Origin of the sequence: Devosia salina (genome assembly GCF_019504385.1) — a bacterium.
Lineage (GTDB): Bacteria > Pseudomonadota > Alphaproteobacteria > Rhizobiales > Devosiaceae > Devosia > Devosia salina.
Window position 1 is genome coordinate 985,459 of the sequence record NZ_CP080590.1, and the last position, 20,931, is coordinate 1,006,389.

The following is a 20,931-nucleotide window of genomic DNA, read 5'->3' on the forward strand; positions in this document are numbered from 1 at the left end:
TTGGATCAAGGCGAGGCGGTGCCCCAAAGCGCTATTGGAGCGAGACAATGGCGGACCGGTGTCTGCCGCCGCAACCAGAGAGCAAGAACGTGCCATGATCGACATGCTCGTCGTCGACCTCTCGCGATGGCAGTTTGCCGCTACCGCGATGTATCATTTTCTCTTCGTGCCCCTGACCCTGGGCCTGTCCTTCATGATGGCGATCATGGAGAGCGTCTATGTGATGACGGGGCGCGAAGTCTGGCGCAAGGCGACCCTGTTCTGGGGCACCTTGTTTGGCGTCAATTTTGCCATGGGTGTCGCCACCGGCATCGTCATGGAATTCCAGTTCGGCATGAACTGGAGCTATTACAGCCACTATGTCGGCGACGTGTTCGGTGCGCCATTGGCCATCGAAGGGCTCATGGCCTTCTTCCTCGAAGCGACCTTTGTCGGCCTCTTCTTCTTCGGCTGGGACCGGCTAAGCAAGCTGGGGCATCTGGTGGTCACCTGGCTGGTGGCGTTCGGCGCCAATTTCTCGGCGCTCTGGATCCTGGTCGCCAATGGCTGGATGCAGAACCCGGTCGGGGCAAAATTCAATCCCGATACCATGCGTATGGAAATCACCGACTTCATGGCGGTGATCTTCAATCCCGTGGCCCAGGCCAAGTTCGTGCACACGGTCAGCGCCGGCTATGTCACCGGCGCCGTCTTCGTGCTCGCCATCTCGGCACTGTTCCTGGTCAAGGGCAGGCATGTCGAGCTGGCCAAGCGCTCGGCCGTGGTGGCCGCCAGCTTCGGCCTGGCCTCGGCCCTGTCGGTCGTCGTCCTGGGCGACGAGAGCGGCTATGTGGCCACGGAAAACCAGATCATGAAAGTCGCGGCCATGGAGGCCGCCTTCCACACCGAGCCGGCCCCGGCGCCCTGGACCATCATTGCCATCCCTGGCGCCGATGGCGAGCCGATCTGGTCGCTTTCGGTTCCATGGGTCGGTGGCCTGATCACCACCCGTTCGCTGGACAAGGAACTGCCCGGCATCAACGAGCTGGTGGACAGAGCCCAGGATCGCATCCGTTCCGGCATGGTCGCCTATGACGCGCTCCAGCAAATTCGCGCCGATGGCAGCAATGCCCAAGCGCGCACGGTCTTCGAGGAGCATTGGGCCGATCTGGGCTACGGGCTGCTGCTCAAGCGCTATCGCGAGGACGTTCAGAACGCCACGGACGCGGAAATCGCCCTGGCGGCCCAGGATACCGTGCCCGCTGTCTGGCCGCTGTTCTGGACCTTCCGCATCATGATGGGGTTGGGCTTCTTCTTCATCGGCTTCTTCGGGCTCTGGTTCTACCGCGCCTCGCGCGGCTGGATCGACACCAACAAGCCGCTTCTGTGGCTGACGGTATTCCTGCTGCCCACGCCCTGGATCGCCATCGAGGCGGGCTGGTTCATCGCCGAATTCGGCCGCCAGCCCTGGGTGGTGGAAGGGGTCCTGCCTACCTTCTATGCGGCCTCGGGCCTGAGCGTGCTCGACCTGGCGCTGTCTCTGAGCTTCTTCGTGCTGCTCTACACCACGCTGATCGTCATCATGGTCATGCTGATGGTGCGCATCATCAAGGCCGGGCCGAAGGAAAAGCTTCTTACCCCCGACGACGAGGACGATTTCGTCATCGCCACCCTGCCTGCCACCCCTGCAAACAAGGAGCTCGCACCGTGAGCACCATTCCACTCGATTATGAATCGCTGCGGCTGATCTGGTGGCTGCTTCTGGGGGTGCTGCTGATCGGGTTCGCGATCATGGGTGGTCGCGACCTCGGCGTCGGCACGCTGTTGCCCTTCGCCGCCCGCACCGACGAGGAGCGGCGCCTGCTGCTCAACCTCATCGGGCCGACATGGGAAGGCAACCAGGTCTGGCTGGTGCTGGGGGGCGGTGCCATTTTCGCGGCCTTCCCGCCGCTCTACGCCGTGAGCTTTTCCGGTTTCTACCTGGCCATGATCGTCATCCTTCTGGCGCTGATCCTGAGGCCCGTCGGCTTCAAGTTCCGCGGCAAGATCGAGGATGCGCGCTGGCGTGCCATCTGGGATTGGGGCCTGTTCGTCGGCGGCTTCGTGCCTGCCCTGATCATGGGGGTGGCGGTGGGCAATGTGCTGCTGGGAGCGCCGTTCCATTTCGACGACAGCATGCGCATCTTCTACACCGGCAACTTCTTCCAGCTGCTCATGCCGTTCGCCCTGCTGGCCGGGCTGGTAAGCCTCGGCATGATCGCAACCCATGGCGCCACCCTCATTGTGGGGCGAACGGTCGGGGTGATGGCCGAGCGGGCGCGGACATATGGCATCTGGGCCGGTGTGGCCACCATGGCGCTCTTCGCCCTTGGCGGAGTGTGGGTCGCGTTCATGAACGGCTATGTCGTGACCAGCGCCATTGATCCCAACGGCCCGATCAACCCGCTCGGCAAGACGGTGGACCTGGTGCAGGGCGGGTGGCTCAGCAATTACGGCACCTATCCCTGGATGATCGCTGCGCCGGTCATCGGATTTGCAGGCATGGCCCTGGCCGTGCTGGGGCTGATGGGACGCTATCGCTGGCTGGCCTATCTGGGCAGCAGTGCGGGCATTTTCGGTATCGTCGCGACCGCCGGGGTATCGACCTTCCCGTTCTTCCTGCCGTCCTCGACCATGCCCAATGCCGGATTGACGCTTTGGGATGCCTCCTCGAGCCACATGACGCTGTTCGTCATGCTGCTGGCGACGCTGGTTTTCCTGCCCATCGTGCTGATCTACACCGCCTGGGTGTTCCGGGTGATGCGCGGCACGGTCTCCGGCGAAAACCTGACCAAGAACCCCAATGCCTATTAGGAGGGCGCCATGTGGTATTTTTCGTGGATATTAGGCCTGAGCCTGGCCTGTTCCTTCGGCATTCTGAACGCCATGTGGTTCGAAATGCGCGAGGATCGACGGGCAGCCCGCACGCGGTCGCGCGGATAAGCTACCCGCTGACGCATGGCTGTTGACCAAGTGGTCAAAAATCAAAAAGCCGGATCTGGCTCAGGCTTGATCTGGTTTTTTCTTGTTATGGCAGGGTTTTATGAGGAGTGAAGTGGAATCGGCCGCACCACAATGCGGCCGTCATTGGGGAGGGATTACGACGGAGCTGCCTCTTTCGTTTGCACTGAATGCATAACGGATGTGCAACAAGACTACCTACTAATCACGACAGAAGTGATCTAGATAAGGGTCATCAAACGAAGGGGAAACCGAAATGAACATCGCCAAGAAGATTGCCGACTTTGCCAAGTACCAGCGCACCCTGCGCGAGCTGAACAACCTCGACGCCCGCCAGCTGCACGACCTGGGCATCACCAAGGGTGACATCCGCTCCATCGCACGCGGCACCTACGTCAACTAATAGCGATTGTCGCCGAAAGGCGGCGCTGACCTCCAGGTCATCCGATGAAGGCGTCCATGCGGGCGCCTTTTGTCGTTTCTGGAACAGAGAGGCCCCCTCACCCGGCCTTCGGCCGACCTCTCCCCCTAAGGGAGAGGTGCCGCTGCCGCGGCCGCCTTTCTTCACCTCTCCCTTGGGGGAGAGGTCGTCGGCGAAGCCGGCGGGTGAGGGGGCCTTGATGCCTTACCGCACCAGATCGGCCACGACGCAATCCAGTGCCGTGACCAGGTCAGCCGGGCGGATGCGAATCTGCAGCCCTCTTTGCCCCCCATTGAGAAAGATCTCGTCGTAGAGCGTCGCCAATTCGTCCAGGGCAGTGGGGACTGCCTTGCGTTGGCCCAGCGGGCTGATACCGCCAACCTTGTAGCCGGTGAGGCGCTCCGCATCGGCTGGCTTCATCATCTGCGCCGACTTGCCGCCCAGCGCCGCCGCCAGCTTCTTCATGTTCAGCTCCTCGTCGGAGGGTATGATGGCGCAGGCCGGCTTGCCGTCCAGCTCCACCATCAGGGTCTTGAACACTTCGGCCGCGGAAACACCCATGGCCTCTGCCGCCTGCAGTCCGACCCGCTCGGCACTGGGGTCGTAGTCATAATGCGCGAGCGTGAATGGGATGCCGGCCTTGGTCAGGGCGAGCGTTGCGGGCGTGGTCTTGGACATGGCCCTGTTTTAGGCCATCCGCCGATGCTGGCAAGCCTCAGCGTTCAAGGTCCGGCCGTTGCACCCAGCGCGGATCGGCGGCGGGATTGTCGTAGTCGGGCATCCCGACATCGTTGAGCAGGTGCGACGACAGGCGCAGGCCCTGAATCGCCCGGCGCCGGCGGGTTTGTTCATCGACAAGACGCGCAGCGGGGAGTGTCAGCAGGAAGCCAAGAAAGGTCGGGATGCTGGTCATTTCGACATACGCCAACTTTATGCAGGCGCCCTCTGTGTATTGACTTGAACACCAGATTGCTCCTTGATCGCAGTCGTTTCCAACTAAACGTCGATGATTGCGCATAAGGCTACCTTATCCATGGCCCTGCCACCGCTCTCTGCCATCCGCGCCTTTGAGGCCGTCGCGCGTCATCTCAGTTTCACCCGGGCTGCCGAGGAACTGGGCATGACCCAGGCCGCCGTCAGCTACCAGATCAAGCTGCTGGAAGAGCGCCTGGGCACGGCATTGTTTCTGCGCAAGCCCCGGCAGATTGAGCTGAGCGTGGTGGGGGCCAGACTGGCGCCGCAGGTGCGGCAGGCATTCGACCTGCTGCGCGACGCCTTTGCCGACACCGCTGGTGCGGTCGATGGGCAATTATCCATCTCCGCCGTGCCGACATTTGCCGGTCAGTGGCTCGCACAGAACCTGGGGCTGTTCCAGATCGCGCATCCCGAAATTGCCGTCCGGCTCAATGCCGAAAGCGGCCTGGTCGACCTGTTGCATGGCGAGGTCGATATCGGAATTCGCACCCTTGCGGAGCCGCAGAGCAATGGGCTGGTATCGCATTTGCTGGTCAAGGCCGATTTTTCGCCGCTGCTCAGCCCGGTGCTGGCCGAAAGCATTGGCGGCGTGAAGGAGCCCGCGGACCTGCTGCGATTGCCAATTCTCGACCCCGAGGACGACTGGCTCAACAAATGGTTCACGGCCGCTGGCGTGCGGGGCTATTCGGCCGAGGGGCGGCCGGCCAGCATGCTGGGCTGGCAGAGCCTGCTTGGCACCGCGGCCATGGCGGGGCGCGGCGTCGCCATGCTGACACCGGCGCTGTTTCGCGACGAAATCGACGGGGGTCGCTTGATCCAGCCCTTTCCACTGCTCGCATCGGACGGGCGGGGATATTACATGGTCTATGCTGAAAGCCGCCGGAACCTGCCCAAGGTCCGGTTGTTTCGTGACTGGATGCTCCAGGCCACCGCCTATATGCGCGAACCGTCCTGACAGGCCCTGACGCGGCGTGGCCCCATTCCTGGCCCGAAACCAGGGGTGACCATGACTGCCGCAGAACTCAATGCCATCATCGTCCGGGCCAAGGCCGCCAGCTATGTGGGCGGCGGTGACCGGACCCGGCCCAGCCGCCCGGGCTCCAATGACCTTTCCTGGTCCGGAGGGGAATGGCGCTATTTCGACAGCTATTTCGGCGGCACCGATTTCCTGGGCCAGGAGGTGCTCTGGCGCGGCTTCGAGCCGGTCTGGGCCATGAATTATTACGGCCAGGTCCTGCGTCCTGACCTGATCGACGCCGAACGGGCCGGCGCGACCATCAAGGCGGCGCTCGCGTGCATGTATGGGGAAGGGCGGTTCCTCGGCGGCTTCGACTGGTCGGGGCCGCATGGCCGCTACATCGACACCAGCAAGGGCAATGTCGCGAGCTTTCGCGGCCGCGAGGTGATCGAGGTGGACGGCGTGGAAGCCTATGCCCTCGACTATTTCGGCGGGCTGGTGAAGCCGTGAGCCGATACGGCAGGCAAAAGGCCCGGTGACGGATCACCGGGCCTTCCGTTTTCCTTGGCGGGGAGGTGCCGCGGAAAAGCTGTGTCTGACTTGCCGTCAGACGATGCCGCTCGAGCCTGCCGCAATCTCGGGGCGGATTTCGGCGACTTTTGCGCGATAGCCAGAGGCGCGGTAGGTGGCCAGAGGATCGATGGCGCCGCCCTGTTCCATGCGGGCCATGGCCAGGATCGGCTCGACATCGGTGCGATAGGCGAGGCGCAGGGCCTGGGTGGCGGCGAGAGCGTCATTGCCGTCCTGGGCGCCCTTAAGGGCTTCGCGATCAACCAGCAGCGCCTGGGCGTAGGCGCGCTGCACATCGGCGGCCGAGAGCATCAGCGACTCGATCGGATCGGTGACATTATGCGACTGGTCGAGCATGTGCGCCGGATGGAAGTCGCTGTAGCGGGTCTCGGCGTCGACCAGTTCGTTGAACACCAGGAACAGGCGATAGGGATCGATCGAGCCGGCATCGAGGTCGTCGTCGCCATATTTGCTGTCGTTGAAGTGGAAGCCACCGAGCTTGCCGAACTGGGCCAGTCGCGACACGATCATCTCGATATTGACGTTGGGCGCATGGTGGCCGAGATCGACCAGGCAATAGGCCTTGTCGCCGAGCTCCCTGGCGATGAGGTAGTTGGTGCCCCAATCCTGCACGACGGTCGAATAGAAGGCCGGCTCATACATCTTGTGTTCGGTATAGAGGCGCCAATCATCGGGCAGGGCGGCATAGATGGACTTCATGGAGTCCAGATAATGGCCGAACTGGTCAGCGAAATTGACCTGGCCGGGGAAGTTCGAGCCATCGCCGATCCACACGGTGAGGGCCTTCGAACCGATGGTCTTGCCGATTTCGATGCATTCGAGGTTATGCTCGATGGCCTGGTCGCGGGTGGCCTTGTCGGCCGCGGAAAGGGAGCCGAACTTGTAGCTCTGCAACTGCCCCTTGGCGTCCGAGAACGTGTTCGAGTTCATCGCGTCAAAGCCGAGATTGAAGCGGCTGGCGGCCTGCTTCAGCCGGTTCGGATCGGCCTTGTCCCATGGAATGTGCAGCGAGACGGTTTTCGTCGCCTGGGTCAGCTGGGCGATGACGGCGCAGTCCTCGATCTTGTCGAAGATGTCGCGTGGCTCGCCCTTGCCCGGGAAGCGGGCAAAGCGGGTGCCGCCAGTGCCCACGCCCCAGGAGGGCACGGCGACCGAGAAGGCGGCGACCTTGTTCTTGATAGCGTCGATATTGACGCCGCGCCGATCGAGGCGTTCCCCGAGGGTGTCGTAATCGACATGCAGGTCCGCCGCGCGGCTGGCATTTTCGGCTTCGATCGTGGACGGGTCGATGATGTGTTCGGTCATGGAATGTGCCTCCCTCTACGACCCCCTCCCTCAATCCCTCCCCTCAAGGGGGAGGGAAGCAAAGGAGCCGCAAACTCAGTGATGGTGTAGGCCCACCCTCCCCCTTGAGGGGAGGGCCGGGGAGGGGGTCCTTCGACCCCGTCAGATCTTACCGCGGGAACGACTGGGCGTTGCCGGCGTCGACATTGATGATGTTGCCGGTGGACTTGGCTGAGGCGTCCGATGCGAAGAAGTAGATGGCTTCGGCAATGTCCTCGGGGAAGACCGAGCGCTTCAGCATGGAGCGCTGGCGATACATTTCCTCAAGCCCATCCTTGTCGGTCTTGTAGGTCGAGGCGCGCTGTTCGAGCCATTCGCCGGCCCAGATTTTTGAGCCGCGCAGAACGGCGTCCGGATTGACGACGTTGACGCGGATCTGCGCTTCGGCGCCTTCGAGGGCGAGGCAGCGGGCCAGATGGATTTCGGCGGCCTTGGCCGTGCAATAGGCAGCGGCATTGGGCGAGGCAGCCAGGCCATTCTTGGAGGCGACGAAGACGACATTGCCGCCGATTTTCTGGGCGCGGAAAATCTTGAAGGCTTCGCGGCTGACCAGGAAATAGCCCGTGGACAGGATGTCCATGTTCTTGTTCCAGAGGTCGAGCGTGGTCTCTTCGATGGGGGCGGAAGAGGCAAGGCCGGCATTGGACACGAGAATGTCGAGGCCGCCGAATTCGACCACGGCATGGGCGAAGCCGGCGATGATCTGGTCTTCCTTGGTGACATTGATATTCACCGGGCGGACGAAATCCTTGCCGAACACGCCGGACAGCTCCTCGGTGGCACCATCGAGCGCAGTCTGGTCGATGTCAGCGAGGACCACGCAGGCGCCTTCGCGGAGGAGGCGGGCGGCCGTGGCCTTGCCGATGCCGCCGGCGCCACCGGTGACCAGCGCAATCTTGCCCGCCAGCGACTTGGGCTTGGGCATGCGGGCGAGCTTGGCTTCCTCAAGCAGCCAATATTCGATGTCGAAGGCTTCCTGTTCGGGAAGGCCCTGATATTCCGAAACGGTCGAGGCGCCGCGCATCACATTGATGGCGTTGACATAGAACTCGCCGGAAATGCGGGCCGTGGCCTTGTCCTTGGCGAAGGTGATCATGCCCACGCCCGGGATCAGGTAAACGACGGCATTCGGGTCGCGCACGGCGGGCGAATTGTCGTGCTTGCAGCGGTCGTAATAGGCCTGGTAGTCGACGCGGTAAGCGGCGATCTGGTCGGCCAGGCCGGCAATGACGGCATCGACATTGGGATTGGCCGGGTCGAAGTCGATGACCAGCGGCCGGATCTTGGTGCGCAGGAAATGGTCGGGACAGGACGTGCCCAGCGCGGCCAGCGGACGCAGATTGTTGGAATTGACGAATTCCAGCACGGCGTCGCTATCATCGAAATGCCCGAGCTTGTGGCTGTCTTCCGAGATGAAGCCGCGGATTTTCGGCATCAGGCGCGCGGCAATGGCGCGGCGCTGGTCGGCAGGGAGACTGTCGACAGCCTTGCCCCCAAAGATGGTCTTGCCCTCGGTCTGGTTCTCAAACCATTCGATGGCCTGATTGATGATGGCGATGGTAGTCTCGTAGCATTCCTTGGGCGTGTCGCCCCAGGTGAAGAGGCCATGGCTCTCGAGAACGACGCCCTTGGCATTGGGGTTCTCGAGGCAGAATTTCTCCAGCCACAGCCCCAGTTCGAAGCCCGGCTTTTTCCACGGCAGCCAGCCGATGGTGTCGCCAAAGATCTGCTGGGTGAGCTCTTTCGAATTCTTCGAGGCCGCGATGGCGATGATCGCGTCGGGGTGCATGTGATCGACATAGGGCCGGTTCACATAGGCATGGAGCGGGGTGTCGATGGAGGAGGCGCGCGGATTGAGGTTGAAGGTGGCGTGGGGCAAATAGCCCACCATCTCGTCCTCGTACTCGACGCCGCGATAGAGACCTTTGAGGGCGCGCAGCTTGTCCATGTAGAGCGTGGCGAAGCCATCGAGCTTGATCGAGGCATTGTCGCCGCCCGAGCCCTTGACCCAGAGGACCTCGACCATTTCGCCGGTCAGCGGGTCCTTCTGCATGATCTTGGAAGAGGTATTGCCGCCGCCATAATTGGTGACGCGCTTGTCTGAGCCGAGCAGGTTGGACCGATAAACGAGGCGTTCCGGCTCGCTCATGGACGCGGCCTTGGCATCATCCCACAGGTTCTGGAGGCGCTTGGGCGCGGTGGACATCGGATTCCTCCCGAGAAGACTAGACTGTTCGCGTCCCGCCGCACGGGTCCGGTCTCAAAGCCTCCGCCGACTGTCATCCCGGCCTTGAGCCGGGATCCATCTTGAGATCCCAGGATGGGCCCCGGCTTTCGCCGGGGTGACAATCGAGAGTTTTAGAGCTTCGGATACCTGCAACGGGTATTGGCCGGACATGGGCATAGAACGGTCAACACTGTCAATCAGAAACAATCAGAATTCGTCATGTTTGCGCGATTATGACGGAAATATGCGGATTGATGATTGACTCTGCCCGGAATTGATGGAAGCAAATGCATTCAGGGAGTATCAGCCTTGCACGAAACGGAACGCCATCGCGTCATATTGGCCGCCGCACAATCCCACCCAGTGGTGACGGTGGCGGAGCTTTGCGAGGTGACTGGCTCATCTGAAGCCACCATTCGCCGCGACATTGCGGCGCTCGACGAGCAGGGCCGGCTGCGCCGGGTGCGCGGCGGGGCCGAGGCGATCAACCCGCCGGCGCAGGGCGGGCTGATGGGTCGGCCCTTCTCGGTCAACGAAACGATCAATATCGCGCAGAAGCGCGCAATCGGCCGGGCGGCCTCGGACATGTGCCGCGATGGCGAGCCGATCATCATCAATGGCGGCACCACGACCTACCAGATGGTGCATCACCTGACGGCCAAGCGCCTCAGCGTTTTCACCAACAGCTTCGCTATCGCCGAATTCCTCATCCACAATTCGCGCAATTCCGTCGTCATTCCGGGCGGCACGGTCTATCGCGAGCAGAACGTCATCCTCTCGCCATTCGGTGGTGTGGTGGCGAGCCATTTCTACGCCAAGCGCATGTTCATCGGCTGTCAGGGCATCGGTGCCCATGGCCTGATGGAAGCCGATCCGATGATCGTGCAGTCGGAGCTGGCGCTGATCGGGCAGGCCGACGAACTGGTCGTGCTCGCCGATTCTTCCAAATTTTCGGGACGCTCGAGCCTCATCCTGTGTGGGCTCGACCGAATAGCCGCCGTCATCACCGACAGCGGTATCCGCGACGAGGACCGCCAGATGCTGGAAACGGCAGGTGTGCGGCTTATCGTGGCGGACGCGACTGCTCAGGCCGAAGCGACCATGGCCTGAGAAACGGGACCACCAACGACCAAGACCAGACCAATCCTCGGGAGGATCAAATGAAACTCTGGAAACTGCTCGCCGCCACGGCCACCGCTGCCGTATTGCTCGCCACGCCGGCCATGGCGCAGACCCGCATCGCGCTGGTCGTCAAGTCGCTCGGCAACGGCTTTTTCGATGCCGCCGCCAAGGGCGCCGAAGAAGCGGCCGCCGAACTGGGCGATGTTGAAGTGATCTATACCGGCCCGACGGCCGCGACCGCTGAAGCCCAGATCGAAGTCGTCAATTCGCTGATCGCCCAGCAGGTCGATGCCATTGCCATCTCGGCCAACGATCCGGACGCTTTGGTGCCGGTGCTGCAGCGTGCCATGGAACGCGGCATCAAGGTGATCTCCTGGGACTCGGGTGTCGCCCCGGAAGGCCGTCAGCTGCACCTCAATCCTTCGGACATCAACCTGATCGGCGAAACCATCATCAAGCTGGCTGCCGACTACCTGCCCGAGGGCGGCGACGTGGCCATCCTCTCGGCAGCGTCCACCGCCACCAACCAGAATGCCTGGATCGAAGCCGCCAAGGCCGCGATCCCCGAGAAGTTCCCGAACATCAACCTGGTCGCCACCGTCTATGGCGACGATGACTCGGTGAAGTCGACCGAAGAAGCCCGTGGCCTGATCGCGGCCTATCCCGACCTCAAGGCCATCATCGCCCCGACCACCGTCGGCGTTGTCGCCGCGGCGCAGGTGGTGACCGACCAGAACCTGATCGGCAAGATCAACGTCACCGGCCTCGCCCTGCCGTCCGAATTCAAGCAGTTCATCGACAATGGCGCGTCGCAGGCCGTGGCTCTGTGGAACCCGATCGACCTCGGCTACTCGGCTGTGTACCTCGCCAATGCTCTCGTTGAAGGCGCAGAAGCCGCTCCTGGCGCGACCTTCTCCATCGGCCATGTCGGTGAAGTGACCCTGGACGACACCAACTCGGCCGCCATGGCTGCGCCGTTCCAGTTTGATGCGTCGAACATCGAAGAGTTCAGCAAGATCTACTGATCTTTGCAGGGCAATTCCGGTGCGGATGTTTCCGCACCGGAGCGCCAGCGCTTGTGGCTCCACCCCACCCTCATTCCCTCCCCATCAAGGGGAGGGAGGCGCATATCGCGATGCCTGTGTTCATCGCATCCCTCCCCCCTGTGGGGAGGGAATGAGGGTGGGGGTATTTGACAAAGTGAAGACATGACCGACCCAATCCTGACCCTTTCGGGCATATCCAAGAGCTTCCCGGGTGTGCGGGCGCTGCATGATGTGTCGCTGGAGCTCTATGCCGGCCAGGTCACGGCCCTCATCGGCGAGAACGGGGCCGGCAAATCGACGCTGGTCAAGACCATGACCGGCATCTACCAGCCCGATTCCGGCGAAATCCGCGTCAACGGGACCCCGGTGACCCTGCCGACCGCGCATTCCGCGTCGGAAATTGGCATCACCGCCATCCATCAGGAAACGGTTCTCTTCGACGAACTGAGCGTGGCTGAGAATATCTATCTCGGGCACGCGCCGAAAACGCGCTTTGGCATGATCGACTGGAAGACGATGCGCCGTGAGGCGCAGGAAACGCTCGACAGCATGGCCGCCGGCATCGACGCGTCCATGCCATTGAAGGAACTGGGCATCGCCAAGAAGCACCTGGTGGCCGTAGCGCGGGCGCTCAGCGTCGATGCGCAGGTGGTCATCATGGACGAGCCGACCGCCGCGCTCAGCCAGAAGGAAATCGAGGAACTCTACGTCCTTGTCGAGCTGCTGAAGAAGGACGGAAAAGCCATCCTCTTCATCTCGCACAAATTCGACGAAATCTATCGCATTGCCGACCGCTACACCGTGTTCCGCGACGGCGAAATGGTGGGCAAGGGGTTCATCAAGGACACCCCGCAGAACGAGATCGTCACCATGATGGTCGGCCGTTCGGTGGACCAGATCTTTCCGGCCCGCCAGACCACGATCGGCGAGACGGTACTCGAGGTTTCCGGCCTCAGTCACCCGACCGAATTCGACAATGTGTCATTCAGCGTCCGCAAGGGCGAAATCCTGGGCTTTTATGGCCTGGTCGGCGCCGGCCGAAGCGAAGTGATGCAGGCCGTGTTCGGCATGACCCGGCCATCGGCAGGCACCATGGTGCTCGAAGGCAAGACCGTGGCGCCGCACTCGCCGGCCGACGCCGTGGAAGCCGGCATCGTCTATGTGCCCGAAGAGCGTGGCAAGCAGGGCGTCATCACCGGCGAGCCCATCTTCAAGAACGTCTCGCTGCCCAGCCTGGGCAAGACCAGCAAATCCGGCTTCCTGCGCATGGCAGAGGAATTCAGGCTGGCGCGCACCTATACCGAGCGGCTCGACCTGCGCGCCTCCTCGCTCAGCCAGAATGTCTCGACGCTGTCGGGCGGCAACCAGCAGAAGGTGGTGATTGCCAAATGGCTGGCCACCCTGCCCAAAGTGATCATTCTGGATGAACCCACCAAGGGCATCGATATCGGCTCCAAGGCCGCCGTGCACGAATTCATGGGTGAGCTGGTCTCGCAGGGTCTCAGCGTCATCATGGTCTCGTCCGAACTGCCTGAAATCCTGGGCATGAGCGACCGCATCGTTGTCATGCGCGAGGGGCTGGTGGTCGAGACTTTGGAGAACACGAACCTGCAACCCGAAACACTGGTGCGGCTTGCCGCCGGCATCGTCGAGGAGCAGGCGGCATGAACAGGCTTCTCAAGTCCCGCGAAACCTGGCTGGCGCTGGCCATCCTCGCCGTGCTGGTGCTGGTGACCATCCGCTTTCCGCGTTTTACCCAGCCCGGCAATTTGCTGACCATTTTCAATGACACGTCCATCCTGATGATGTTGGCGCTGGGGCAGATGGCCGTCATCCTCACGCGCTCGATCGATCTCTCCGTGGCCTCCAACCTGGCCCTGACCGGCATGCTGGTGGCGCTGACCAATGCCGCCTTTCCGTTCATCCCGGTGCCGCTGCTGATCGCTGGATGCCTGGTGGTGGGAGCCGCGCTTGGTGCCTTCAACGGCATTCTGGTGTGGAAGCTCAACATCCCGCCCATCGTGGTGACGCTGGGCACGCTGACCATCTACCGTGGCCTCGCCTTCGTGGCTTCGGGCGGCACCTGGGTCAACGCTTCGCAGATGAGCACCGATTTCATCCAGTTGCAGCGCGGCGTCTTCCTCGGCCTGCCGGTGCTGAGCTGGTTTGCCATCGTGGTGGCGGTGCTGGTCTATATCCTGATGACCCGGACCCCCTGGGGCCGCGCCTTCTACGCCATCGGCGTCAATCCGGTTGCGGCGGTCTATACCGGCATCAATGTGGGACGGACCAAATTCCTGGCCTTTGTGCTGTCCGGTGCGCTGTCGGGGTTGGCCGGCTATCTCTATGTGTCCAAATATGTGATCGCCTCGACCGAAAGTGCCGGCGGCTATGAGCTGACCGTCGTGGCGGCCTGCGTCATCGGCGGCGTCTCGATTGCCGGCGGAATCGGCACTGTGGGCGGGGCCATACTGGGAGCGCTGTTCCTCGGTGTCGTCAACAATGCGCTGCCGGTCATCGGCGTCTCGCCCTTCTGGCAGATGGCCATTTCCGGCATGGCGATCCTGCTCGCCGTGGTGCTCAATGCCACGAGCGAGCGCAGCAAGGGCCGCATCATTCTCAAGAAAGCCGAGGTGGCCGCATGATGGCGCCGGGCGCCAATAGCCCCTCCCCCTTGAGGGGAGGGGTTGGGGTGTCGCGGCCAAGGCGGACACTGGATTTGTTCGACCCTCGACACCCCCACCCTCGGTCCCTCCCCTCAAGGGGGAGGGAGGCGCAAGAGCCTCAGGCCTGGCATGTTCACGGAACAACATCATGACCGATATTTCATCAACCGGCCGTCGCCTTCCCGACCGGCTCGACAATCCGCTGAAATCCGTGGTGATGAGCTGGGAAAGCCTGCTGGTCCTGGTGGCGCTGGCCATCTTCCTGGCTAACAGCTTTGCCTCGCCCTACTTCCTCAACGCCTGGAGTCTCAGCGATCTCACCTTCAACTTCACCGAAAAGGGCCTGATCGCGCTGGCCATGGCGCTGGTGATCATCACCGGCGAGATCGACCTGTCGGTCGCCTCGATCATCGCGCTGGCCTCGACGTTGATGGGCCTGGCACTGCAATATGGCGCCGATACGCCCACGCTGGTGGCGGTCGGCATCGCCGTGGGCCTGGTCTGCGGCGCGTTCAACGGCTTCCTGGTGACGGGGCTGAAGCTGCCCTCGATCGTGGTCACCATCGGCACGATGAGCTTGTTCCGCGGCATTGCCTTCATCATCCTGGGCGACCAGAGCTTCAAGGGCTATCCCAAGGAGTTCGCCTGGTTTGGCCAGGGCTATGTCTGGTGGGTCGTCTCGTTCGAGCTGGTGCTGTTCCTGGTGGCCGCGGTGATCTTTTACGTGCTGCTGCATCGCACCAATTTCGGCCGGCGGGTGTTCGCCATCGGCAACAATGCGACCGCCGCCCGCTTCTCGGGGGTGCGCGTTGATCGCATAAAATTCGTGCTGTTCTGCCTGACGGGCCTGATTAGCGGCATCGCCGCGGTGCTGCTGACGGCGCGGCTGGGCTCGACCCGCCCCTCGATTGCAGAAGGTTTTGAACTCGACGTGGTGACCATGGTGGTGCTGGGCGGCGTGTCGATCATGGGGGGCGCGGGCTCCATCATCGGCGTGGTGATCGCGGCCCTGATCATCGGCCTCGTGACCTTCGGCCTGGGCCTTCTCAACGTGCCGGGCATCGTGATGACGATCTTCACCGGCTCGCTTTTGATCGTGGTGATCGCACTGCCGATCCTGTTCCGGATGTACAAGGAGCGCCGCGCATGATCCGCGACAATGGCTACGAAAAGCACGCCTTCAAGATGCAGCTCAATCCCGGCATGGCCGCCGAATACAAAAAGCGCCACGACGCGATCTTTCCCGAACTCGTCGACCTGCTGCATGAAGCGGGGGTGAAGGATTATTCGATCCATCTCGACGAGCAAACCAACACGCTTTTCGGCGTGCTCTGGCGGCGCGTGGACCACACCATGGCCGATCTGCCCAATACCGAGGTGATGAAGCGCTGGTGGGCCCATATGGCCGACATCATGGCCACCAACGAGAAGAACGAGCCGGTGTCGTTCGATTTGACGCCGATGTTCTGGATGAAGTGAGGGGTTCGGAAAAGAGGAAGGGCGGCCGCAAGGACCGACCTTGGTGCGTTAGCCAGCGATCGAGCTAGAAGCGGTAGTTGACGCCGAGCTTGAGGACATGGGCGCTCGACTTGATGTCGGTTGCGCCGGCGGCCGTGACCGTGCCTGCCTCTGCCTGAACGGAGGCAAAATCGTAATAGGCATATTCGGCTTTGACGCTGACCTGGTCGGTGACGGCCATTTCGGCGCCGGCGCCTGCCGTCCAGCCCCAGATGGCCGAAGAGTAGGATCCGGTGATGCCTCCGGGCACAGGGTCCACCGTTGCGGTGATGCCGCCAAGGGCCACGCCCGCGGTGCCAAACACCATGAACTGGTCAAAGGCGACGCCGGCACGCAGCTTGGTCGTGCCCAGCCAGTCCAGCTTGCCATTGCAGTTGAACGCCGCGTTGCCGACGCAGGTCGCGCTGCCTTCCGCCCCGCTCCAGGCCAAATCGTTTTCGAGGCCGAGCACGAACTTGTCGTACTGCGCATTCACGCCGACCGTGCCGCCCAGGAGACCACCTTTGACATCGATGGGCGTCTCATTGCCGACAGACGTGCTGGTCGCCCGGCCGCCCGTATAGCCGGCATAAACGCCAGCATAAAAGCCGCTCCAGTCGACCTGGTTGCTGGCGGTCATGTCGATGACGGCCGGATAGTCAAAATCCAGGTCGGCCGCGGACGCGCCAGAAATGGCGGCGGTGGTCAGCAGGACCGCAAGTAGCAGCTTGTTTGGGGTAGTCATCGGTGCCTCCAATATGGTGAACGCACCGTGCAGCAACTTGGTTAATCAAAACCTGACTTGACCGCAAATAGTGGTGGGGCCTCAGATTTTTGCCAAGGTGCCTACGGATATTTCCCTAGTTCGCCCGTCTGAAGCCGTGGTCCGGCGCCGGGAATGGAGCGCATCACCCACCGCAAAGATCGTCGGTGCGGAGAGGGGAAACGCTTCGACGGCGGAGACGGCTTCGCCAATCGTTCCGCGCCAGATCTGCTCCTCGGTCCGGCCCAGGCTGCCGGCGATGATGGCCGGGGTATGAAGGCTCATCCCCTTGGCGGTGAGCTCTGCGACAATCCCGGGCAGGGTACGCCGCGACATATAGTAGACCGAGGTGGTGGCCGGGTCGGCAAGGGCCGTCCAGTTGAGGGTGTCCGGCAGCGCCCCCTTGCGCGAATGGCCGGTGACGAAGCGGACGGACTGGGCATGATTGCGATGGGTCAGCGAGACACCCAGCCGGCTGGCCAGCGCCATGCCGGCGGAAATGCCCGGGACGACGGAAACGGCAATGCCGTGACTTTCCAGCATCTCGATCTCTTCGCCGGCCCGCCCGAAAATCATCGGGTCACCCGATTTCAGCCGCACAACGTGCTTTCCCTGACGGGCGAGCGACAGCATCATGGCGTTGATGTCGTCCTGCGCGCAGCTCTCCCGCTGGGCGCGCTTGCCCACCAGCATGCGCTTGGCCTCGCGGCGGGCCAGTTCAAGCACTTCGGACGAGACGAGATCGTCGAAAAGGATCACATCGGCCGATTGCAGGGCGCGCACAGCCTTGATGGTGAGGAGGTCCGCTTCGCCCGGACCGGCGCCGACCAGCGTGACCCGGCCAGTCGGCGGTTGGGCGGCAAAGGTCACGGCGGCGTCGGCCTCTTCGGGCGCCCGGCTACCGAAGGCCTTCTCGGCCAGACGCTCCCAGAAGGCACGACGCTGCGGGCCTGGTTCAAGCGTGTCCATCACGGCGTGGCGCACCCTTGCGGCGAGTTGGGCCCACTCGGTGAGGGTCTGGGGCAGCAGCGTCTCGATGCGGCGGCGGACCGCCTGGCCCAGGATAGGGGCCGCCCCGGCTGTGGAAATGCCGACCACGACCGGCGAACGGTTGACGATGGCGCCGAACTGGAACTGGCAGAATTCGGGCCGGTCGATGACATTGTAGGGGACGGCTGCCGCTTTCGCTGCAGCGATGAAGGCGCGGGCCTCGGCGTCGTCCTCGATATCGGCAATGGCGAGGGCGGCGTTGCTGAGGTCGGCGGGGTGCCAGGGGCGGGGGTGGAGGGTGATGCCTGAGGTCGTTCCAGCCTCCCCCTCACCCGTCTCGGCCTGCGGCCGATCCACCCTCTCCCACAAGGGGAGAGGGGTAGGCCGGTGTTCGGGGAGGCTCTGAGTCCCCTTCTCCCCTTGTGGGAGAAGGTGCCCGGAGGGCGGATGAGGGGTGTGGCGTAGAAGTTCAACAAGCTCCTCGCAAATTTCCTTCGCAAACACCTCGACTTGCGCGCCCGCGGCCTCCAGCAATTCGATCTTCCAGGCCGCGGGTTCCGAACCGCCGATGACGACGACGCGCTTGCCCTTGAGGTCGAAAAACACCGGCAGGACAGCAAGTGGCGCGATCCGGGCGCTATTCTGCGGCGATGAGACGGTTTGCATCGACAATCCCCCTGATTTCGGCGCGGCAGGAGCCGCAATTGGTGCCCGCGCGCGTCAAGGCGCCGACAGCTTCGACAGTGGTGCAGCCATGGCGCGTCACAGCCTCGGTGATGGTGTTGATGCCCACGCCCATGCACGAACAGACGATGGCGCCGCCATCTGGCCGGTCGGCGCCGGGACGCCCGGCAAGCACGATAGAGGCTGTCAGGTCGTCCGCGCCGAGCAGGTCGACGGCCCATTGCCGCGAGACCAGTACCGGATCGGGCGCGGTATAGAGGGCGGCGACCAGCCTGCCGTTTTCAATGAGTACGAAGGCGCGGCGCCCCGAGCGCTCGTCGCGGAGCGACTGGAAGCCGGCATCGCTGCCAAAGGTGGCGGCCAGGAATGCCTCCCAGTCGCCAGGCTCATCGAGCAGGGCGATTTCGGCGCGCCAGCCATTGGCAGCCGGTGCGATTGCCCAATAATCGGCCTCGATCCGTGGTCGCGATGCGGCAACGAGGAAACCGTAAAGGCGGGCGCCCATGGGTTCGGCATGCACCTGCGCCATCTTGAGGGCAGGCTGGCCCGAGACCGGATCGGTCTTGCCCGGAACCAGCGCATCGACCCGCCCCTCGGAGGCGAACTGGTCGGTCCAGTGCATGGGCACGAAGAGCTCGCCGCGCCGCTGCCGGTCGGTGACGAGGGCGCGCACCACGGCGACGCCGTGGCGATTGCTGAGCCGCACCAGATGGGCGCGACGGATCCCCAGGGCGTTCGCGTCGGCAGGATGGATTTCGACGAACGGCTCGGCCATGTGGGCGGACAGCCGGGCGGCCTTGCCGGTGCGCGTCATGGTGTGCCAGTGGTCGCGCACGCGACCGGTATTGAGCATCAGGACACCCGGCGACGGGGCGAAAGGCGGCGGCGGCTGTACGGGCACGAAGCGGGCCTTGCCATCGGGCGTAAAGAACTTGGCGTCCCCGAACATCCGGGCGGCGGGCCTCGAACGCACGGGCCACTGCGTTGGAGCCATTGTTTCATAGTCCGCCCCGACAAGGCCGGAGAGGTCGAAGTCGCGGCCGCCATCGTTCTCGAAGCCGGAGAGCGCGGCATGCTCGGCAAAGATCTGGGCCGGGCCGAAATAGGCAAACGCCTGGCCAAAGCCGAGCCGGCGGGCCACTTCCTTGATGATCCACCAGTCCGGACGAGCCTCGCCGGGCAGGGGCATGAACGGGCGCTGGCGCGAAATGCGGCGCTCCGAATTGGTGACCGTGCCGTCCTTTTCACCCCAGCCGGCAGCGGGCAGGCGCACATGGGCCAGTGCCATCGTATCGGTGTTGCGGTTCATGTCCGAGACGACGACGAAGGGGCAGGCCCTCAGCGCATCGCGCACCGCATCGGCCTCGGGCATGGAATCCACCGGATTGGTGGCCATGATCCAGACGGCCTTGATCTCGCCGCGCGCCATGGCGGCAAACAGGTCGACGGCCTTGAGGCCCGGCCCCTGCGCGACATCGGCCGCGCCCCAGAACCGCCCGACCCGGTCAATCGCCTCGGGCGTGAAATCCATGTGTGCCGCCAGCATATTGGCGAGCCCGCCCACCTCGCGCCCGCCCATGGCGTTCGGCTGGCCGGTGACCGAAAAGGGGCCCATGCCCGGCTTGCCGATGCGCCCCGTGGCCAGATGGCAATTGATGATGGCGTTGACCTTGTCGGTGCCGGCGGCCGACTGGTTGACGCCCTGGGAAAAGACGGTGACCACTTTCCGGGTGCGGGTGAACAGGTCATAGAAGCGGGTGATCGAGAGCGGGGAGAGGCCGGTGGCCTCGGCAACGCGCGCGACGGGCCAGTCTTCCGCGGTCAGCACGGCCGCCTCGATGCCGGTCGTGTAGGCGGCCACATAGTCGCTGTCGACGGCCCCGAGTTGATCGAGATGCGCCAACAGGCCCACAAACAGGGCGCTGTCGCCATCCGGCGCGATGGGCAGATGCATCTCGGCAATGTCGGCCGAGACGGTGCGGCGCGGGTCGATGAGCACCACTTTCATCTCCGGCCGGGCGGCGCGGGCCGCCACGATGCGCTGGTAGAGCACCGGGTGGCACCAGCCCAGATTCGAGCCGACCAGCACGATGAGATCGGCCTGTTCGAGGTCCTCGTAATTGCCCGGGACCGTGTCCGAGCCGAAGGCGCGCTTGTGGCCGGCCACCGAGGAGGCCATGCAGAGGCGCGAATTGGTGTCGATATTGGCGCTGCCGATAAAACCCTTCATCAGCTTGTTGGCGACGTAGTAGTCCTCGGTCAGCAATTGGCCCGAGCCATAGATGGCGACCGATTGTGGGCCGTGCTCGGCGATGGCGGCCCTAAAGCGCGTGGCCACAAGATCGAGGGCCTGGTCCCAATTGGCGCGGGTGCCGTCGATCTCGGGATGCAATAGCCGGCCTTCGAGCGATATCGTCTCGCCCAGGGCCGAGCCTTTGGAACACAACCGCCCGAAATTGGCCGGGTGGTCGGGATCGCCGGCAATGGTCACGCTGTTGTCGGCCTGCCGCGTCGCCAGCACGCCGCAGCCGACCCCGCAATAGGGGCAGGTTGTCTTGATGGTGCCGGTCGCCGCGCTCGGGTTCATGCCTTGATCCAAAAAGAAAAGCCGCCAACCGGGAGCGAGAGCACTCTGCTCTCCATCCGGGTTGGCGGCTTTGCCGAAATG

General features: G+C 63.4%; 19 protein-coding genes. 12 read left to right on the plus strand and 7 right to left on the minus strand.

Annotation, left to right across the window (positions count from 1 at the left end; all coding sequences use genetic code 11):
* The first annotated feature begins 97 nt into the window (after window positions 1-97).
* From K1X15_RS04670 to K1X15_RS04685, 4 genes are all read left to right on the plus strand, one after another.
* Window positions 98-1,690: a cytochrome ubiquinol oxidase subunit I gene (locus tag K1X15_RS04670; protein ID WP_220307437.1), complete on the plus strand. Its 1,593-nt coding sequence runs from the start codon at window positions 98-100 to the stop codon at window positions 1,688-1,690.
* Window positions 1,687-2,832 (plus strand): cytochrome d ubiquinol oxidase subunit II, encoded by a 1,146-nt coding sequence (cydB, locus tag K1X15_RS04675; protein WP_220306318.1) that lies wholly within the window; start codon window positions 1,687-1,689, stop codon window positions 2,830-2,832. The genes K1X15_RS04670 and cydB overlap by 4 nt, the downstream gene beginning before the upstream one ends.
* 9 nt (window positions 2,833-2,841) lie before the next feature.
* Entirely contained in the window at window positions 2,842-2,961 is a 120-nt protein-coding gene (cydX, locus tag K1X15_RS04680; protein WP_220306320.1) for a cytochrome bd-I oxidase subunit CydX, read from the plus strand.
* Between the two features lie 274 nt (window positions 2,962-3,235).
* Window positions 3,236-3,382: a DUF1127 domain-containing protein gene (locus tag K1X15_RS04685; protein WP_220306321.1), complete on the plus strand. Its 147-nt coding sequence runs from the start codon at window positions 3,236-3,238 to the stop codon at window positions 3,380-3,382.
* Window positions 3,383-3,604: 222 nt separating this feature from the next.
* Here the strand turns inward: K1X15_RS04685 and ybaK are convergent, their stop codons facing one another.
* Both ybaK and K1X15_RS04695 read right to left on the minus strand, forming a co-directional pair.
* Window positions 3,605-4,078 carry a Cys-tRNA(Pro) deacylase gene (ybaK, locus tag K1X15_RS04690; RefSeq protein WP_220306322.1) on the minus strand — a complete coding sequence of 158 codons (474 nt, stop codon included), beginning with the start codon at window positions 4,076-4,078 and terminating at the stop codon, window positions 3,605-3,607.
* 37 nt (window positions 4,079-4,115) lie between these two features.
* Window positions 4,116-4,313, minus strand: a complete 198-nt coding sequence (locus K1X15_RS04695) for a hypothetical protein (RefSeq protein WP_220306323.1) — start codon at window positions 4,311-4,313, stop codon at window positions 4,116-4,118.
* Window positions 4,314-4,433: 120 nt separating this feature from the next.
* Between K1X15_RS04695 and K1X15_RS04700 the strand changes: the two genes are divergently transcribed.
* On the plus strand, window positions 4,434-5,330 hold the full coding sequence (locus tag K1X15_RS04700) for a LysR substrate-binding domain-containing protein (RefSeq protein WP_220306324.1): 897 nt from the start codon (window positions 4,434-4,436) through the stop codon (window positions 5,328-5,330).
* Window positions 5,331-5,381: 51 nt separating this feature from the next.
* Window positions 5,382-5,843, plus strand: a complete 462-nt coding sequence (locus K1X15_RS04705) for a DUF5680 domain-containing protein (protein ID WP_220306325.1) — start codon at window positions 5,382-5,384, stop codon at window positions 5,841-5,843.
* A 96-nt stretch (window positions 5,844-5,939) separates the two neighbouring features.
* Here the strand turns inward: K1X15_RS04705 and rhaI are convergent, their stop codons facing one another.
* A complete protein-coding gene (rhaI, locus tag K1X15_RS04710; RefSeq protein ID WP_220306326.1) occupies window positions 5,940-7,229 on the minus strand; it encodes an L-rhamnose catabolism isomerase in 1,290 nt (429 codons plus the stop codon).
* 148 nt (window positions 7,230-7,377) lie between these two features.
* Window positions 7,378-9,474, minus strand: a complete 2,097-nt coding sequence (locus K1X15_RS04715) for a bifunctional rhamnulose-1-phosphate aldolase/short-chain dehydrogenase (RefSeq protein WP_220306327.1) — start codon at window positions 9,472-9,474, stop codon at window positions 7,378-7,380.
* Between the two features lie 330 nt (window positions 9,475-9,804).
* On the opposite strand from K1X15_RS04715, the gene K1X15_RS04720 reads away from it, so the two are divergent.
* From K1X15_RS04720 to rhaM, 6 genes are all read left to right on the plus strand, one after another.
* The gene (locus K1X15_RS04720) at window positions 9,805-10,605 is read left to right on the plus strand and encodes a DeoR/GlpR family DNA-binding transcription regulator (protein ID WP_220306328.1); all 801 of its coding nucleotides are present in this window, start codon (window positions 9,805-9,807) and stop codon (window positions 10,603-10,605) included.
* 50 nt (window positions 10,606-10,655) lie between these two features.
* The gene (gene rhaS, locus K1X15_RS04725; protein WP_220306329.1) at window positions 10,656-11,642 is read left to right on the plus strand and encodes a rhamnose ABC transporter substrate-binding protein; all 987 of its coding nucleotides are present in this window, start codon (window positions 10,656-10,658) and stop codon (window positions 11,640-11,642) included.
* A 183-nt stretch (window positions 11,643-11,825) separates the two neighbouring features.
* The gene (locus K1X15_RS04730; RefSeq protein ID WP_220306330.1) at window positions 11,826-13,331 is read left to right on the plus strand and encodes a sugar ABC transporter ATP-binding protein; all 1,506 of its coding nucleotides are present in this window, start codon (window positions 11,826-11,828) and stop codon (window positions 13,329-13,331) included.
* Window positions 13,328-14,308: an ABC transporter permease gene (locus K1X15_RS04735; RefSeq protein ID WP_220306331.1), complete on the plus strand. Its 981-nt coding sequence runs from the start codon at window positions 13,328-13,330 to the stop codon at window positions 14,306-14,308. Before K1X15_RS04730 ends, K1X15_RS04735 begins: the two co-directional genes overlap by 4 nt.
* Before the next feature lie 169 nt (window positions 14,309-14,477).
* Window positions 14,478-15,479 carry an ABC transporter permease gene (locus K1X15_RS04740; protein ID WP_220306332.1) on the plus strand — a complete coding sequence of 334 codons (1,002 nt, stop codon included), beginning with the start codon at window positions 14,478-14,480 and terminating at the stop codon, window positions 15,477-15,479.
* Window positions 15,476-15,808 carry an L-rhamnose mutarotase gene (rhaM, locus tag K1X15_RS04745; protein ID WP_220306333.1) on the plus strand — a complete coding sequence of 111 codons (333 nt, stop codon included), beginning with the start codon at window positions 15,476-15,478 and terminating at the stop codon, window positions 15,806-15,808. Before K1X15_RS04740 ends, rhaM begins: the two co-directional genes overlap by 4 nt.
* A gap of 64 nt (window positions 15,809-15,872) precedes the next feature.
* Here the strand turns inward: rhaM and K1X15_RS04750 are convergent, their stop codons facing one another.
* The 3 genes from K1X15_RS04750 to K1X15_RS04760 all read right to left on the minus strand — a co-directional run bounded on the left by K1X15_RS04750 (window position 15,873) and on the right by K1X15_RS04760 (window position 20,850).
* Entirely contained in the window at window positions 15,873-16,571 is a 699-nt protein-coding gene (locus tag K1X15_RS04750; protein ID WP_220306334.1) for an outer membrane protein, read from the minus strand.
* 81 nt (window positions 16,572-16,652) lie between these two features.
* Window positions 16,653-18,245, minus strand: a complete 1,593-nt coding sequence (gene cysG / locus K1X15_RS04755) for a siroheme synthase CysG (protein WP_220306335.1) — start codon at window positions 18,243-18,245, stop codon at window positions 16,653-16,655.
* A complete protein-coding gene (locus K1X15_RS04760; RefSeq protein ID WP_220306336.1) occupies window positions 18,217-20,850 on the minus strand; it encodes a nitrate reductase in 2,634 nt (877 codons plus the stop codon). The genes cysG and K1X15_RS04760 overlap by 29 nt, the downstream gene beginning before the upstream one ends.
* Window positions 20,851-20,931: the final 81 nt, after the last annotated feature.